Raw genomic sequence first — 17,573 nt, 5'->3', positions numbered from 1 at the left:
AATGCCAAGAAAGTGAGCAACGAATGTATTCAAGATATGAGGATTATAAGTGGAGTGGCAACACAGTCAATATCAAGTACGTAGCGTTTGGAATTCATGATCTAAATGTTGGATAAGTTTTTTAAATAAGCTTCCATTTATATCCATTGCGGGCGGGGCATTGAATAATATTGCGAACGCACCTATATCTCCATTTTGCATGCTGAAATAACCTGCCATGGTATAAACAGATTTTGGCACACTAATATGGCCAGTTTTAAAACTTGAATATTCCATCCAAGGATGTTGAGCAGTAATCAGCCCCCGCCAAATTTTTTGTTGTCCTGGCATAAGCAAACATCCATAATAGATAGGAAAATCGCGTTTATTTTTATACATTCCATCTAAAAGGATAATAAGATCCCTCGCCGATACTCGATTTAAAGGGCTTAATCCGCTCGCATTTTTGAAGGTGGGTAAACCATCGGTATTCTTAATACTAAACTGTGTGTTTGCCAGCACGAGCTTATAGTTATTAAAAAGTAATTGTGTTGCATCAGATAAATTTATCGCTGTTGAATCTAACGTCGTCTGACTGTCGCGCCATAAATCCAGCATCAACATATCTGCTATATAATTATTCGAGTAAAATAACATATCCTGCAACGAGTGAATGAGCGGATCACTTTCCAATTGTGTTAACAATTTATCTGTTTGTAACAGGGGTGTTGACTCAAGTTGAATTTTCCCATTCAAACTGATGCTCGCTTCTTGCAAAAAAGCGCTTAATAAATTTGCCGTTGTTAAATTAGAATCCCCTACTGAACGATAAATCGTTAGCGGCTTACTTTCCACTCCCAATTTTCCGGAAACGGTTAAAATTTCTTGTTTATTCTGAGTGACACGACTAATTTGAATAGCATTGTTTTTTCCGGAAATAGTTTGCACAACCCCTTTAAGTAATAGGTTATCTAACCTATAAGGTGAAATTTTTATTATCGCTGCATCACCTACTTTGCGTCCGGGTGCTATAAAAACAGATATGTTTCCAAAGTTAGTCCCTGTTGAAGAAGGCAAACCATCGTACGCGACTTTACTATGTGATTTTGCTTGTATTCGATCAGGAGCATCTAAAATGATTTTTCCAAAATAAGATGTATTAACGACTAAGTTTCCGTTAATTTTTTTTAAACCCAGTTGTTGTAGATTATTAATCAAGCTCCAAATTTTTTCATTGGTTAACTCAGGGTCACCCAAACCATAAAAAACCAAATCTCCATTCAGCACACCCGCTTTAATGTTTCCTCTTGTATAAATTCGCGTTGAAAAAGTATGCCTAGCACCCCAGTGCGTTAACGCGCTGGCAGCAATAAAAAGTTTCGTCACCGATGCAGGAATTAAACGTAATTGATCTTTTTTAGCATAAAGAATTTTAGGATGAGTCAAATCAACCCATAGTTCTGAACTTTGAATTGAAGTATTGTTTTTATTAGCAAGTGTTGGTGCACAGACTAGATAAAAAATAATAAACAAAAATTTTAACAAAAAATATTTTTTCTTTTTCATATAGAATTCACGTTTATTGAGCAGAAAAACTCAACTGCGAAGAGTATAAGGTGTATTGACAATTGTGCTAGGATGAGCGAAAAAAAACTTGCTTTTTGAGTATCGTAACGGAACATACATAGAGTATGTGAATAACGAAACGCAGAAAAGCAACTCTTTTTAGCCATCATCGTGCAATTGTCAACACACCTTTATTAATGACTGATAACTTGCCACACTCCCTGATTATTTCGACAAGCTGTGTAATTAAAAGATGGATGCTCAAAGAAACCACGAATTAATTTTATTTCGTAGTCTCTGCAGCCTTGTCCTTCAGGATTAACAAAAATTTCTTTACTAGTAAATACAAAGCGAGTGCCGGTAGTATCGCTGCTCCAACTAATAAATTCTTTAGCTTGCGCAGTTGCCACTAAATTTTGCAACTTAACATGATCGGCATTCCCCATAAAATGAGTAATTGAAGGATCAATGAAAATATCCTGATTAATATCTGCCTGTGGTTCTATGTGTGTTTGAGGTGTTTGAAAATGATGGCTCGCACAAGCGCTTAAATTTAAAATACACATCCAAATGAATAAACACTTAATCATTTTATTTTGCATCATTTATTTCCTCAATGCGCGTACGGACTAACTGTCCTCGATTAATGCCACATAATAATTCAAAACGAAAGGATGACGTACTTTCTGCTACTTGCTCGATAGGAAGACCGGTTCCCCATAACACAACCGGGTCGCCCATCTTAGCATCCAGCTGGTTCGACAAATTGACTGCTAACATATCCATAGAAACTCGTCCTATCAATTCACTGAGCTTGTTATTCACTAAAATAGGTGTGCCACTTTCAGCTCGATGCGGATAACCATCTCCATATCCTATTGCCACAATACCAACACGCAGTGCTTTAGGCGCTATCCACGTTCCTCCATACCCTACTCTATCCCCAGATTCCAATTGCTGAATAGAAATAATTTCAGATTTTAAAGTCATTACCGGCTTTAGCGAATGCTGTGCGCCTGAAGAGTCTGCAAAAGGTGAAACACCATATAACATTAATCCCGGGCGTACCCAATCGCCATGGACTTTAGAATAAGCTAAAATCGCAGCAGAATTAGCTAAACTAGTTGGAAAGCTATACTTTTTGATAGTTTGTTCAAATAGTTTTATCTGACACTGAGTCGTTATATCTTCTGATTTATCCGCACTGGAAAAATGTGTCATAACACACATGATATTAATCCAAGGACAGTAATCTAATTTTTGCAAAATCGCCGTAAAATCATTCGGCGAAAAACCCAAACGATTCATTCCGGTATTTATTTTCAACCATACATTAATACGATGCGGTAACGGATGCTCAGTTAATAAATTTAATTGATTACGATCATGGATAACCGTGTCGAGTTCATAATCCTTTAATAAAGGAATTTCATCTTTGGAAAATAAACCTTCCATTAAAACTATCCGTTGTTTTAATCCTGCCTGACGTAAATACAAAGCTTCTTCTGAACATGAAACTCCAAATCCTTCGACATCGGTTAATGCCTTTGCGATAGAAATTAAACCATGTCCATAAGCATTTGCCTTAACCATGGCCAATATTTTGGATCGGGCAGCAATATCACGTACACGTTTAACATTATGACGTAGCGCAGCTAAATCAAGTTCTACAGTAAACGGTCTACTCATGCATAATTCTCAGCATGATAACGTTGTGGAGCAAAATTCTCAAAACGCGTATATTTTCCTAAGAAGGTCAGTCTTACTTTACCGGTAGGTCCATTACGTTGTTTCGCAATAATAATTTCTGCACTCCCTTTATCCGGACTACCTTCATTGTAAACTTCGTCACGATAAATAAAAACAATCAAATCTGCATCTTGTTCAATCGCTCCCGAATCCCGTAAATCCGACATGACGGGTCTTTTATCGGCACGTTGTTCCAAACTACGGTTTAATTGTGACAATGCGATGATAGGAACATCGAGTTCTTTAGCTAAAGCTTTTAATCCACGTGAAATTTCAGATATTTCTGTCGTACGATTTTCCTTAGAGCCGGGTACTTGCATTAATTGTATATAATCGATAACAATTAAACCTAATGTACCTTGCTCTTTCGCTACCCTGCGCGCTCGCGCGCGTACTTCTCCAGGGCTTAACGCCGGCGTATCGTCAATAAACATTTTTGCTTCAGATAACATGCTAACTGCAGAAGTAACTCGTGGCCAATCTTCGTCACTTAATTTCCCTGTACGAATTTTATGCTGATCAATGCGTCCTAAGGACGACATCATGCGCATCGCTAATGCTTGACCTGGCATTTCCATACTAAAAATCAATACCGGTTTGTCACCTTGTATTGCAGCATGTTCAGCAATATTCATGGCGAAGGTAGTTTTCCCCATGGAAGGCCGACCAGCAACTATCACAAGATCAGCCGGTTGTAAACCTGAGGTCATTTCGTCTAAATCTTTATAAGCTGTTGAAAGCCCGGTAATAACTTGATCGGAATGAAACAAGATATCGATTCTATCGACAGCTTTCGCCAAAAAGTCGCTAATTCTAAGTGGTCCACTACCACGTGCCCCTTGATCAGATATCTGAAATACTTTCCGCTCAGCTTCATCCACCAGTTCAGTAATCGAACGACCTTCTGGCATGAAAGCATTTTCAGTAATTTCAGAAGCAATACCTATCAATTGCCGCAAAACTGAGCGTTCGCGTACAATATCAGCGTAAGCGGCGATATTGGCAGCACTCGGTGTATTACGCACCAATTCAAATAAATAAAGATCACCACCAATTTCAATTAATTCATTCGTGCTTTTTAAAGCATCAGTGAGCGTAACAACATCAAAAGGTTTAGCATGATTGGCAAAACTGACGATAGTACGAAATAAGATACGATGTGATAAGAGATAAAAATCCTTTTCTTTTAATTTATCCGCAACCCTATCCCATGCTTGATTATCCAGCATCAAACCACCTAAAACGGATTGTTCGGCTTCAAGTGAATGTGGAGGTAATTTAAGATGATCGGTTTTTTGCATAGCAAGAATTGCCTAAACCATAAACTAACAAAAACATTCTCGTGTTAGTTTGTATTTTACAGAAATCATTAAAGCGCTTATTTATTCCTATAGATAATAGGACTTAACACTCAAAATACAACATCCTTGTTATATTAGCCAGCGATAATCAATAACAAAACAATATGTTAAAATAAATAATTATTCTTCTGCAACAATATTTACCTTCAGCACAGCAGTAACATCACTGTGTAATTGTACAGATACTTCATGTTCGCCCAATTGACGTAAAGGGCCATTAGGTAAGTGAATCTCACTCTTTTCAAGTGTGACACCCGCGGCATCAGCTGCACGAACTAATTCAGACACACCAATGGAACCATATAAACGACCTTCTTCTGCTGATTTAACGGGTATGGTTAATATTAAATCATTAATAGCTTTTGCACGTGTTTCCGCGGTTTGTAATTTTTCTTGTTCAATTTTTTCAAATTCGACGCGTTTTTTTTCAAATATAGCAATATTTTCCGGAGTAGCTGGGGCTGCTTTTCCAGTAGGATCTAAATGATTTCGATAAAAACCATCCTTTACCGTAACCACGGTTCCTACTTTACCTAAAGAATGTATATTTTCTAATAAAATTACTTTTGCCATGAAAAATAAACCTCAAAATTCACTTGTTAACATTTTATCAAACACTCTAGAACTCAGTTTAAATCTTCGTTCTAAGTTTTTCCTACGCTAGTTTTTTCTCCTAGCTTTATTAAGTATTTCTTTTTAATCGATAGCGTAAATTAAACATACTATCGATGACTGCAAATATTACCAACGCAGCAGCTACATAAGGAAAAAAAACGACCAATAATACATAAAATAAAAAAATCCATTTATTAGCCACGTTTCTTAAATCTGCCAACGCATGCACAACACTCAAACCTGCCAATATAAAAATTAATCCCACCACAGATATAGCATCTTGCGCCATGACTATACCCAGAAAACTCAATAGTCCTATCAATAGAAGAATCAATACTTCCCATAGGCTAAGTCGAACAGTTTTTAACTCTGGACGAAGTTGACCCGGATTGTATAGCATTGACTGGAACCCTCGTGCAAGTATTAAATTAATAAGCCCCGACAAGGTAATAAATGCCACTTGAAAACCCGTAGCAAACTTGGCAAAAAATTGTAGACGTGCTGTATCAACCACCACATTAAATTGATTTTTAACCATTAGTGCATAATGACCAAACTGATTTACCCATACTTCAGTGATATTGGGTATCCAAGCATGCGCCAGTAGCACAGCTAATAAACCTAGCAACAGACTTGCTGTTAATACCGCTTTCCAACTCTGTGTTTGGCGTAACACTAAAGCTAACACATACGTAAATAAACTGCCGCCAATAATTCCGTACAAAATAATTAAACGATTACCTAAACTCGCAACAACCACCGCCGGTAAAATAATCCACAATAATACGATAGCCCCTTCTTTAGCACCTTTACGTAAGGTAACCAAAGAAACGATTACATTACTAACCCAACCAAATAAAGGAAGAATAGTAAATAATAATCCTACGATGACTGCCTGGCGGCGGCCACGCATGACATAGCTTGCAAAACGATGCAGCATTCCCATCACTTTAGTTTACCTCAAAACATTAACCCATGTTTTGATGTTTATCACAATAAGGAAGTAAACCTAAAAAACGTGCGCGCTTAATCGCCTGCGTTATCTTACGCTGAACAGACGCTGAGGTTCCTGTCGTACGACTGGGAACTATTTTAGCTGTCTCCGTCAGATGATTTTTTAAAAGTGGGATATCTTTATAATCGACCTCTGTACCTTCGGCAGAAATTCGGCAATGCTTGCGGCGTCTATTTTGGTAATTGTTCATAAAATCTACTCATTCTAATAATTAAAAAAGCTTGCAACATACAAGGTAAGTTAAACTGATCTTCCTTCCACTTCAGTTTCTCTAAAATACTCACGTCTATTTTCTTGACCTTGCATCTCTTTTGCTTTTGCTAAAGGAGACATTTCAGTAATTGCTCGATCTACTTTTATAGTAAGTTGACGTAACACAGCATCATTAAAGCGAAAATTATCGCTGAGTTCAGCCATCGCTTCTTTTCCGGACTCAATATTCATTAGAATATAATGTGCTTTGAGAAGCTTATTAATAGGATAGGAAAGCTGTCTACGGCCCCAATCTTCAAGACGGTGAACCTGTCCACCACTGTTTTTCACGATAGCCGTATAACGCTGAACCATAGCAGAAACCTGATCACTTTGATCAGGATGAATTAAAAGCACGATTTCATAATGACGCATATCATATCTCTCGGTTAAAGCTCCCCAACCAACGTGGTAGAGCGAGTGTACTTAGTCGATGCTCCAGGACTACCCTTAAAAGCGGGCCTATTATACGGTCGAGCCTCTCAAGATGCAATAAATCCCTGCCGCTTGACAGGCCTTTCCACGCCGCCTAGCATTCGGCTTTAAATAAATCATTATCTAATCAAACCTATGGATTTAGCGCCCATTACAGCCTTGGTCAAGAATGAGCTTTACCAAGTAGATGTCCTAATCGATACTTGCCTTTATTCTGAAATCCCATTGATCCCAGAATTGGCGAAGCATCTTATTGAGAGTGGTGGTAAACGTTTACGTCCTTTAATTGCCCTGCTCAGTGCTAAAGCATTTGGCTACCAGGGAGAAGGCCATATTCAGCTAGCCGCCAGCCTAGAGCTCATTCACACCGCTACCTTATTGCATGATGATGTGATTGATGGATCTGAGTTACGTCGCGGTAAAAAAACAGCGAATAGTTTATGGGGTAATCCAGCCAGCGTTTTAGTCGGCGATTTTCTTTATTCACGCGCCTTTCAATTGATCAGTCAAATCAACAATTCGCGTGTCCTCACATCACTCGCTGATGCTACCAACACACTATCCCAAGCAGAAATTTTACAATTACTTAGTTGTCACAATACCCATGTTAATGAAGAATATTGCTTAAAGATTATCCAAGGTAAAACAGGCGTACTCTTTTCTATTGCCGCAGAACAACCTGCTATTTTAACAAAACGCTCTGAACCTGAAATTTTAGCGATGGCCCATTATGGGACACATCTAGGTATTGCCTTTCAATTAACTGATGACGCACTCGATTATTCCGGAGCCAGTCTACAACTTGGCAAAAGTCTCGGTGACGACCTGGCCGAAGGTAAACCAACATTACCTTTAATCTATGCTTTACAACATGCTGATGCAGAGCAAGCACAGTTAATACGCGATGCCATCGCACAAGGTAATTTAGAACATTTAACTGCCATTATAGCCATTCTGAAATCTACACTGGCTATCGATTATACGCGCAATCTTGCAGAGAATCATATCCAGCAAGCGTTGCTGCACTTAGATAGCATTCCTGATTCTGAATACCGTCAAGCATTGGCGCGATTAGCAAAATTTGCCTGCGCACGCACTTATTGATTAAGTATTTATCTAAATCAAGCCTAATTTATCATATAAATTATTAATTTACATTCGCTTCTTTTATTTAAAAAAGAAATTATATCGACAATTTAAAGTTCTGCTAATAAAGTTTAGCTAAAATTCAAAAAAGTATAAAAAACTATTATATGCCACGTATTCCTCAAAAGTTTTCTCAAAAAAATAAAAAAACCACTAATTTTTCACACGCAGCATTTTGCGTATTATTTCATTGCCTGACGAACTTATTGAATTTTTTACGCAAAATTACATCACCAATCTCTACGCTATTACGATAGTGTCGGAGTTTATTATTACCAGAAAAAAGCAACTACAAGAGGCAGCTGAACAAATCCCAGCTTTTGCGGAATATCGTCAAAGGCTCAAGCGCGAAAAGACATGCTCGAATTTTTAAAATACTTGAAAACTTTTAAAACCATAGGTAAATCTTTCTTAATCAGTGAGTTTGAGGATGAATATAAAATTAATTTTGAAGCAACCCTATTTGGGAATACGATTAAAGAATATACGCAAATAGTCAAATTTGTTATAAATCTTGATGATCTGACTAAAGAACTTTCTCAAAACATACTTCTTTTTTCAATACAGAAAAATTTAACTATACATCGAATCTTTAAACAAAATTACCAATGAATATTTTATTTTTCCAACGATTTTAACAAAAGAGATATTAAATGAAACATTAAAGCAGTTTAAAAAAGATCTTGAAAAAGAAAATCTATTAGAAAGTCCAATTATTTCAGACTTCATTTCACTGATTAATAATATATTGTCCGCTAATAATAACTTAAAGCAAGAAAAAAATGTCATGCTAGCATTGCCACCTTATAAGCACTCTTTTTAAAGGAAATCATCAAAAAGTATTAGCCGCTTATCATCAACATGACATGGATATCCCAACATCTAATTTTGCCTTATAAAAATTGTATTTTAGTTTAGTGCGCCGACTCTTATTAATTAAAAAAGGAGTTATAGAAATAAAAGATAATATAAGGTAATATTAATGCTAATACTTTTATTCAATAATTTTTCTTTGCAATTTTTATAGAACACTAATTCAAAGTAAATAAAACACTTGGATCGTTTTAGAAATAACTAAAGTTAAAAGACTTTATTGGCGATGAAAGGAAGCAACTAATTTCATGGATGTTAATACTATTAATGTATTCTCAATAAATAATCAGGGCGGAAACCCCTGTGTCATAGTAGATAATGCCAATAATCTCAGTGTCGAAAAAATGCAGATTATGGCAACACATTTTAATTTTCCTGAAACTGTCTACATCATTCGGAATAAAAATCGATATATTATTCGTTATTTCGCTACAAAAGGTGAACTTCCTCTATGCTGTCATGGCACTCTTGCAGCAGCATTTTATTTATTTAAGTCAAATAGCCCGAAACCAATTAATATACAATCTTACCAAGATCGCCATAAGATTAACGTTAGATATGCTAACAATCTAATATCAATGTCGATACCCAATCATGGGAAAATATTAACAACAAATATAGATTTTTCACTCATAAGTAAACTTTTGGATATAGACCAAGTTTATCTAGATAAAAATTTACCTTGCGCAATCGCATCGATAGGAAGCCCAAAATTATTAATCCCTATTATTAATAGAGAAATTTTATTTGACCTACTACCCAAACTAGATCTAATTATTCAATGGTGCAAAAATCATTGTGTCAATGGGATTTATGCATACTCAAAAGATACAGAAAACACAAACTCTAGCTTTGTTGGTCGTAGCTTTAACCCATTATTTAGCCATCAAGAAGATATTGCTACGGGTGTTGCAGCTGCAGGCTTGAGCGTATTGATAAGTCAAAGCAAAAGAGAATTAGAATCAAATTATATTATAGAACAAGGATCTAATTTACAGAAAGCAAGTAAAATTTATATTTCCATAAAGAAAAAAAACATCGAAATTAAGGGTGAAGCCTACTTCTCAAACTAGCTTGAGATGAAAGACTCTCCAGATCCCCTTCTATACTTCCATAAGAAGCTTGAGCATCATTATTAATACTGGTTTGAGCAGCAGGAAGGCTTGTAGATCTAAAAAAACTATGATTTGAAATATTTAAGGATGCTTCTTTGCCTAAACCCCACATGAATTTACAATATTGAAAAGAAGCAAATGCGCCAAATAACAAACCAAAACATCCCAAAACGGTATCCTTAATGTCATAATTATTTTCTGGGTTTTCTATAGGCCCTGTAAATAATACGGGGGTAGAAAATGTTCTTAATAAAAAGGTCATTCCAATTAAACCAGCCAATAACACTAACAATAGCCCTTTACACTTATTTATAGTTTCAACCGGCGTAAGTGCTAATTCATTATTAGGTAATATTGGATGTTGAATCTCATTGCTTTCTTTAAACGTGTCTCTATAATCTTTAAGTGCTTGTGCCGTTAATACTCGATAAACTACTGAAACTGGCGCAATAACTGAATAAAAAAATCTGAATTCACTATCACCAAATAAAAATTTATTAGTAAATAAACTAATACCATGAAAGCGTAAACCCATTGTTATTGCGTTTGCTGCGCTTCGAAAAGAAAGTCCAAATCCTTTTTTAGAGCAAAAAATATTGTGAAGTATATTTTTCTTATCATCTCGCGACGAATTTAAAAAATCTACTATACCTTTTGGTGTTGAAAAAATATAGCCAGCGTATTGTAATAAAAGTATAGTAATTTGACCTAAAAACATGCTAATCCCTGCAGGTAATGAAAAATTATTATTGAAATTTTTCATTCTAAGGCCAGTCCATGGAGAAAGAGATATAATGATAAAAGAAATAGAAAATATTAATAAATTAAACGAAAAGGCAAGTTTTTTAATTTCCCCATTCTGTATTTGATTAAAGCCCTTTTTTATTTCTTTCAGAAATTTTCGTCTTTTTGTTCTTATATCAAGTATCGTTGCAATCGTTAAACTTGCATCTGTAAAGCTAAATATTTCTGATGCTACATTCAAATATTGAGAAATATTGCTAGAGGTTTCAGGTGATAAAGAAGGATATAAATATCGTTTAAGTGGATCTAAAATAGATTCTGAAACGGAAGAATTAGTAAAAACTGCATATCCGAGCTCGGACCATGAGGCCAGCAAAAATAAAAAGATATCTAATATTATTTCAGATTTAAAGTATACCTCTGCATTATTATCATTCCTAACAATTAATCTATCGTTTTCCATATTAACATCCTTAATTTTTTTATTATTCAATTGTCTAAATTATAGCCTAGGCCCCTTGCTTCTAAATAGAAGTCGGGGTGTAGAGTTCATATCCAATGAACACAATTCTTTTACTGCATTTATTACCTCTCGAGCATGTAAAACTTTAGTGTTTGATAAAATTACAAAATTACCTATTTCCGACTCGGCTCTTAAGGCATTATCTGAACTTAGACAGGATTTAATTTTTCTTAATAGAGCTAAATCCTGTTCGTCTTCAACTCGCATACGATCTCCCCTCTTTTCATCTACTCTATAATCGAGTGCCATAAAAAAACTATTATTTTTACATAATAAAACGGGACGTTTTTTTTCTATAACTTTATCACTGACATTTTTTCCAGAAGAAAACAAAGCAACCATCTTTATTAATCTATCCATTTCATTATCTGATAAATTTTTAAATATTTGATTAGCCATAAAAAATAACGTTGAAACTTTTAATTTATCTCTGCAAGTAGTTAACGATAATAAATCTGTGTCTGTTTCTTCATATAAATCATCACAATGTGGACTAATAGCACCTGCTCCATTTCCCCAATCCCCTACTGCAAAACCATCTGGTTTGATAAATATTGTTTTATGATCTTCGTAGGCATACTTTATATCATTGATTTGGGCTAAATCAGATAAAGTCTCATGAACTATGTAAGCAAGATCCGGATCATCCTTAGAAAATAATCCAATCATAAGTATTACAGATATATAATGTTCTCTTATACCAACTCTGCTCAACTTAAGTTGTTCTTCATTTTGGAATTTGTCTGTCAATAAATATTTTAACTGTTCTTTGTTTTCCATTCGTTTAATATCACGATCAGATTTATCCCACCATTCTTCTATGAACGGTTTCAAATAAGAACAATCTAATATTATTACTTTTTCTTTTTCGGCTTCTTCACGAATCATTTTTATAAGCGAATAATCTGTCTTCTCTTCTTTTAATGATTTAATTTCAAAACTTTTGCTAACCTGATCACATAAATCCTTCAGTAAATTTTTTAATCTATTAGGATCCCTATGTCGGGCAATTATATAACCTAAAAATCCAGCATTATCTCTAGGATCAGCATAAACAGTCTCATTTATTTTTTTTGAAATATTTATTTCCGAGTGAGTCGCTATGCTCACGAAAAATTTCGGCCGTCGTAACCCCAAAATTTGTTCGCATGACGCGACTATCATTAGGCCGCGACCGTCCTGCGTCCGACGCGCACTCATCCCTAACGGGATTCATGCCCGCGTCTCCCACAATGACTTTACGGCGCGATGCGTTTCCTGCTTTGCCCGTCAACGCGCGCCTACCGCGGGCTCCTCGACTCCGAACTTCGTTCTCTCCTTGTCTCGTCGAATGATTTCATTAAAAGAGTTTTTAATTTTATTAATATTTTCATTATCGAGCTCTATAATATTTCCATCCAAAGAAGCTTGTATCATTCTAATACCAACATACTGCTGTGCTTCTAAAACTTCGGAACCCATAGATTGATTTCCGATGGCCCAATTTATCCAAATTTCAAACGGTTTAAAATTAGCGAAAGCATGTTCAGCCATATCCCATATATGCATACCAGCAGGGCGTCTATTAGGCTTTACCGTCATGATGGTAGAATCAGGGAATAAAAATAATTCGTTATGAGCCGCACCGCCTTTTGAACCACTTATTTCTGCTACTAACCTACCTGCTTCAATTAACGTATTATATTTTTTTTGGGGCAAGGGAGCGGGTAAAATCTGTTGTATTTCTGCCCTATAATGCCCGGTTGTTGTTTCTTTTTCTGTTACCCAACATTTTCCTGCAACCGTATCGAAACTATACTCACGTGCATCTATAGCACATTCTTCTGCAATCGCGCCATCACTTACATAGGGTTTTACATTTTGAAATGCATTCCATATATCCTCAGTTGATTTAACTAAAAATCCACCTCGGCTATTTCCTTCTTGAGTGGGCTTAACGTAGACGGGTGCATTAATTTGATTATAAAATTTTATAATGTCAGTAATTTGTTTTACTTCTTGAAATTTTGGCTTTTTATACCAAACTGGCGTAGATGCAGTAACCTCTATTGTTCTAAATTTAAATTTGTCTAAACCTGTAACCGCTGTAATATAATTATCAGAAATTAAATCTAGCTTTTCTGCAACGTACGATGCTAATAATACCCCTTTGTCAGAGAATGGTAATATTCCAATTATTTGAATGTCTTGTGAAGCAAGCCAATTTTTAAAATAAATGTATGCTTGCTCAATTTCCTGATGGGTTCCATGTAATTTAGTATCGAAACAGTATTGAGAAACTGCTTTATCTTCAGTCGTAATTCCTTCTTTACAAAGCAGAACATCAATTTGTTGCTTTTCAAGAATATTTTTTATCTTTTTTACATCATATAATCTAGTGTTATTATAACCGAAAATTGCTACAACCTTATCCATATTTTATTCTCCTTGTTTTATAATATGATGGGCTATTGAATTTTATGAAAATTTTTATTGTTTAAATAGGAATAACATATTTATCTAATTAGTTAGAGCTATAAAGAATTTATCAGATTTTATCGGAAAAGACTTGGGGATAAAAACTCCTTTTATTTTTATAATTTATTTTATTCGTTTGAGTATAATTTATTTTTAAAGAAAAATATACATAATAAAATATTATAATTTGATCATTAAATGTTAAAAATTTAAATTTTTTACCATCTCGCACTCAATTAAAAAAATAATTTATACTCTAATGATTTGCATTTTATTTATTTTGTTGATGCGGTCGGTTATTGGTTTTTTTTCTAATTTTTTAAAAAAAAATCTAAATATAATTTTTTTTATAATTAATAATACGTTTCTAAAAAAAGATTGCAGAGGATGGTTACTCCAAATTTATTGTAGGTTCGGTATACTTAATGGACCTAGCTGAAACTTAGTAAAGCTGTTAAAATTCCGGCATATTTTGGTAGTTACAAAGTACGGGGTGTAGCTCAGCTTGGTAGAGCACTAACTTCGGGAGTTAGGGGCCGGAGGTTCGAATCCTCTCATCCCGACCAACTTATCCCACAAAAAATACTAAAAATCAGCCCCCATTTCGTCGTTCGATTCCCTTTAATTATTTTCCAATTTTGATCTATATAAGCCTCATGTACCAAATTTGTACCCGTTGCTAAATGATCAGCAGTTTTCTTGAGAGAATCACTCTTATATAACTGCTTTTGATAATCATAGGATAGGAGAAGTAATGACTTCAAACTGTTATTACGCTCTAAACCCAAGAACTTCTTATGTTGATTTGCATGGAGGTAACGAAACCAGATCTTTCAATAGTGCGGTTAATTTTGTTATTAAATATTAAATAAAACTTTTATGATTAAAAAAATAAAATTACTCTTAACTCTAGGAATAATGATCGGCTGGGATAGCCAGTTGTGCCTGGAAAGCACCATTACAAGAAATTAATATACCCATTTGCGCTCACCCTTTCAAGCTGAGCAATTGGATATAGCAAAGTAATTTAGCTTTTCTTTTGTGATTTCTTTTGACAATTAAGAAGCAATTACTTTTTGAAGTGTATAACTCGACATCAATTTTATGCTTATTAATATGGCTAAAAAGCACAGTTGCACCCAATAAATAGACTATCTGATAATTTTAACTTTGCATCATTATCCCGGCTAATGGCACCGCTTATACAAAAAGATAAATCGAAGAACGCCAAAAAGAATCCCATTGCTCTTCCTCGATTTTGTGTAGGAATTTGTTTGAGTGCTTCAATTCCAAGCGCAGGCACTGCTAATGAGAATCCGAAGCCACTCAACGCAGAACCCAAAAACACAAGATCTTGAGCGCCTGCCATAAACATCAATCCTTGACGTATACACTCAACAATTAGAGACAAAATGACAACTCTTACACCGCCAAATCGATCAGGCATTCCTGAAAAAAAAAAATTCTTGCTAATACGAAGCTGATTCCAAAAAAAGTAATAACAATTTCTGCTCCTATCCAATGTTTTGCTCGGAAAAAAAGTCCTGAAAAGGAAGCGGAGGTCTTCGTAATAAAATATCCTCTTTTTGGCGATCCTCTGCAAGAATCTTGGTTTTAAATGATTTCGGCAATTGAATCAACAAATCACTTTTCTCCCAGATACTGCCCCAAAGACTATTTTGATGTTTTTCAAGAAGTTCATCTAAATCTTGATCCGGAAATAAGCTATTAAGTTTGGTCTGCGCAGACTCTAAATTGCAATTGCTGAAAAGACAGGGAGAAACTAAAATCTCTGTGAACAACTCGATCGGATTTTATTCTCTTCTTTTTATTTTAAGTCATGCTAACAACCCATCCATATCTTCCGGTAATGGATGCCTTCACTCCAGTGTTATAAGAAGACTAATCAGTTCTTTACATTTTGTAATTTGCCAATTGCGTAAACTGCACGAAAGTTCAAGCCAGCTCATCAATTTCCATTTGCTTCACCCAGTGATTAGAAACAGGTTTACGTAAGAAGATTTGAGCGAGCAGTAATTTTTCATCCCTGAAGTTTCTTCAACGTTCAGTGCATGTAGAAAAATACGCTGTCCGACATCTATCTGTTCAGTTTCAGTCAGTAAGCGAAACCAATTTGGATTGTTCTCCAATGGGTTGGTCCGTTCTAATTTGAGAAAATCCGCGTTTCTCGTTTTAATTCCCGAATTGGATTTTTTTGATCTAGCCATTTTTGATATTTTTTTTCTAAAGCAAGTATAAAAGAATTCCCCTTATTATAAGTGGCCTTACCTGTTAGATGCCCAACATCTAGCAAATGTAGAATCTCAAGAATATCCTTTCCAGTTTTAACTACCTCCATTGCTGTTACCGTTTCAATAACCATTCCTGTCTCCTTTTATTGAATTTATTTTTAGGTCACTTTTTGAGTATAGAGAATAAAAAATTATTTCCTAGATCATTTTCATTAATGAATTTTTTAAAAAAAATTTGACTTTTTCAGTCGATTGTCTAATCTTTTTTTCCTGCGCATAATAAAAAAAAATATAAAATTATTTGATTAAGAAGTAAGATATTATCTGTTACTATTACTTAGATTAGTAAAAATATAATACTATAAAAATTTATTCGTTAGGCTAATAAAAATAATAAACTATATGAAACCAATAATATTACTTTTAATAATAATGATTGTTACATTTTTAACTCCTGTTTCTAATGCATCGCAATCTAATCAAAATAAAAATTTATTTTCTGATAATTTATCAATAAATATATCGTCTGGTCGGTTGACGGGCCAAGCTAAGGAATATGTTTATGGTGAAAATAATAGCAAACTTAGTGAACTTGATTGGGAAATTGAAAGTACACCCATAATTAGAGGCGATATTTCTTGGAATACTACCCCTTGGTTAACATTAGAAGCAAATGGATGGATAACTTTGAGGCCAAGCCATTCAACTATGCATGATTTTGACTGGATGATTCCGAATCAAACACATTGGTCGGATCTTAGCTATAGCCCAAACACTCGTCTCAATTATGCTAATGAGTTTAATATTAATTCTAATATTTGGTTGATGAAAAAAAATAATTTTAAGCTAGCTGGTGTTATAGGGTATCAACAAACGCAATTTGATTGGACAGCCATTGGCGGATATTATGATTATAATAATGGCCAGGAAAAAGGTGAGTTTCCACCGATACCTGGTATAGCATATAAACAAAAACTAAGTGTCCCTTATATTGGTAGTGAAATTCAATATAAATATAAAAATTGGGAATTTAATGTTTTATTAAAATATAGTCCATGGGTTTTAGCTATGGATAATGATAAGCATTATCTACGTCAATTAAACTTTATCGAAAAAACACATAGTTCTGAATATTATTCAGCAAGAGCAAATCTTGGTTACTATATAACACCGCAGATGAAATTTTTTAGTGAATGGATATGGAATAAATATACCCTGGGGAAAGGCAGAACTACCGTAAATGGGATATCCCTGAATTGTTCTAGTTGTGCAGGAATTGAAAATAGGAATTACCAAATTGTATTCGGCATTGCTTATCAGTTTTAATTAATGCTGCTATTTTAAAATGCGATGTTGGAATAGTCCAAAAGTCTACTCTCGTCCTGCTCTATCTATGTTCCTCATCAAACGAGAACATGGCGAGGATAATCCCAACACAATTTGATCTTTTACTTATAACAAATTTATTTTTTGTTGATGTAATTTTTTTGA

Annotated in this window: 16 protein-coding genes and 1 tRNA gene; 4 read left to right on the top strand and 13 right to left on the bottom strand. The window is 34.8% G+C overall.

Annotated features, from left to right (window positions below; all coding sequences use genetic code 11):
• Positions 1 to 72: 72 nt before the first annotated feature.
• From dacB to rpsF, 8 genes are all read right to left on the bottom strand, one after another.
• Positions 73 to 1,545: a D-alanyl-D-alanine carboxypeptidase/D-alanyl-D-alanine endopeptidase gene (gene dacB, locus AACL18_RS02055; RefSeq protein ID WP_339051072.1), complete on the bottom strand. Its 1,473-nt coding sequence runs from the start codon at positions 1,543 to 1,545 to the stop codon at positions 73 to 75.
• Positions 1,546 to 1,739: 194 nt separating this feature from the next.
• Entirely contained in the window at positions 1,740 to 2,150 is a 411-nt protein-coding gene (locus tag AACL18_RS02050; RefSeq protein ID WP_339051071.1) for a hypothetical protein, read from the bottom strand.
• Positions 2,137 to 3,234 (bottom strand): alanine racemase, encoded by a 1,098-nt coding sequence (gene alr / locus AACL18_RS02045; protein WP_339051070.1) that lies wholly within the window; start codon positions 3,232 to 3,234, stop codon positions 2,137 to 2,139. The genes AACL18_RS02050 and alr overlap by 14 nt, the downstream gene beginning before the upstream one ends.
• Positions 3,231 to 4,595, bottom strand: a complete 1,365-nt coding sequence (dnaB, locus tag AACL18_RS02040) for a replicative DNA helicase (protein ID WP_339051068.1) — start codon at positions 4,593 to 4,595, stop codon at positions 3,231 to 3,233. The genes alr and dnaB overlap by 4 nt, the downstream gene beginning before the upstream one ends.
• Positions 4,596 to 4,775: 180 nt before the next feature.
• Positions 4,776 to 5,228, bottom strand: coding sequence for a 50S ribosomal protein L9 (rplI, locus tag AACL18_RS02035; RefSeq protein WP_339051066.1), 453 nt, complete (start codon positions 5,226 to 5,228; stop codon positions 4,776 to 4,778).
• A gap of 109 nt (positions 5,229 to 5,337) precedes the next feature.
• Positions 5,338 to 6,210, bottom strand: a complete 873-nt coding sequence (locus AACL18_RS02030; protein WP_339051064.1) for a DUF2232 domain-containing protein — start codon at positions 6,208 to 6,210, stop codon at positions 5,338 to 5,340.
• 28 nt (positions 6,211 to 6,238) lie between these two features.
• Entirely contained in the window at positions 6,239 to 6,475 is a 237-nt protein-coding gene (gene rpsR / locus AACL18_RS02025; RefSeq protein WP_339051063.1) for a 30S ribosomal protein S18, read from the bottom strand.
• Positions 6,476 to 6,525: 50 nt separating this feature from the next.
• Positions 6,526 to 6,912 (bottom strand): 30S ribosomal protein S6, encoded by a 387-nt coding sequence (rpsF, locus tag AACL18_RS02020; RefSeq protein WP_339051062.1) that lies wholly within the window; start codon positions 6,910 to 6,912, stop codon positions 6,526 to 6,528.
• A 195-nt stretch (positions 6,913 to 7,107) separates the two neighbouring features.
• On the opposite strand from rpsF, the gene AACL18_RS02015 reads away from it, so the two are divergent.
• Positions 7,108 to 8,076, top strand: coding sequence for a polyprenyl synthetase family protein (locus tag AACL18_RS02015; RefSeq protein ID WP_339051060.1), 969 nt, complete (start codon positions 7,108 to 7,110; stop codon positions 8,074 to 8,076).
• A 1,163-nt stretch (positions 8,077 to 9,239) separates the two neighbouring features.
• Positions 9,240 to 10,064 (top strand): PhzF family phenazine biosynthesis protein, encoded by an 825-nt coding sequence (locus AACL18_RS02010; protein WP_339051059.1) that lies wholly within the window; start codon positions 9,240 to 9,242, stop codon positions 10,062 to 10,064.
• Here the strand turns inward: AACL18_RS02010 and AACL18_RS02005 are convergent.
• The 3 genes from AACL18_RS02005 to AACL18_RS01995 all read right to left on the bottom strand — a co-directional run bounded on the left by AACL18_RS02005 (position 10,036) and on the right by AACL18_RS01995 (position 13,788).
• Positions 10,036 to 11,313 carry a hypothetical protein gene (locus AACL18_RS02005; RefSeq protein WP_339051058.1) on the bottom strand — a complete coding sequence of 426 codons (1,278 nt, stop codon included), beginning with the start codon at positions 11,311 to 11,313 and terminating at the stop codon, positions 10,036 to 10,038. The genes AACL18_RS02010 and AACL18_RS02005 overlap by 29 nt on opposite strands.
• Positions 11,314 to 11,352: 39 nt before the next feature.
• A complete protein-coding gene (locus tag AACL18_RS02000) occupies positions 11,353 to 12,483 on the bottom strand; it encodes a hypothetical protein (protein WP_339051057.1) in 1,131 nt (376 codons plus the stop codon).
• A 159-nt stretch (positions 12,484 to 12,642) separates the two neighbouring features.
• Positions 12,643 to 13,788: a hypothetical protein gene (locus tag AACL18_RS01995; protein ID WP_339051056.1), complete on the bottom strand. Its 1,146-nt coding sequence runs from the start codon at positions 13,786 to 13,788 to the stop codon at positions 12,643 to 12,645.
• 531 nt (positions 13,789 to 14,319) lie between these two features.
• Here AACL18_RS01995 and AACL18_RS01990 point away from each other — a divergent pair.
• A tRNA-Pro gene (locus tag AACL18_RS01990) sits at positions 14,320 to 14,396 on the top strand.
• A gap of 554 nt (positions 14,397 to 14,950) precedes the next feature.
• Here AACL18_RS01990 and AACL18_RS01985 read toward each other — a convergent pair.
• Positions 14,951 to 15,277, bottom strand: coding sequence for a hypothetical protein (locus AACL18_RS01985; protein ID WP_339051054.1), 327 nt, complete (start codon positions 15,275 to 15,277; stop codon positions 14,951 to 14,953).
• Positions 15,278 to 15,994: 717 nt separating this feature from the next.
• Positions 15,995 to 16,213 (bottom strand): hypothetical protein, encoded by a 219-nt coding sequence (locus AACL18_RS01980; RefSeq protein ID WP_339051053.1) that lies wholly within the window; start codon positions 16,211 to 16,213, stop codon positions 15,995 to 15,997.
• Positions 16,214 to 16,484: 271 nt separating this feature from the next.
• Here AACL18_RS01980 and AACL18_RS01975 point away from each other — a divergent pair, with 271 nt between their 5' ends.
• Positions 16,485 to 17,408 carry an omptin family outer membrane protease gene (locus tag AACL18_RS01975; RefSeq protein WP_339051052.1) on the top strand — a complete coding sequence of 308 codons (924 nt, stop codon included), beginning with the start codon at positions 16,485 to 16,487 and terminating at the stop codon, positions 17,406 to 17,408.
• Positions 17,409 to 17,573: the final 165 nt, after the last annotated feature.

It is taken from the genome of Rickettsiella endosymbiont of Xylota segnis (assembly GCF_964019545.1).
GTDB lineage: Bacteria > Pseudomonadota > Gammaproteobacteria > Diplorickettsiales > Diplorickettsiaceae > Aquirickettsiella.
Note: the sequence above shows the minus strand (reverse complement) of the source record. Positions and strands in the feature narration are given on the sequence as shown.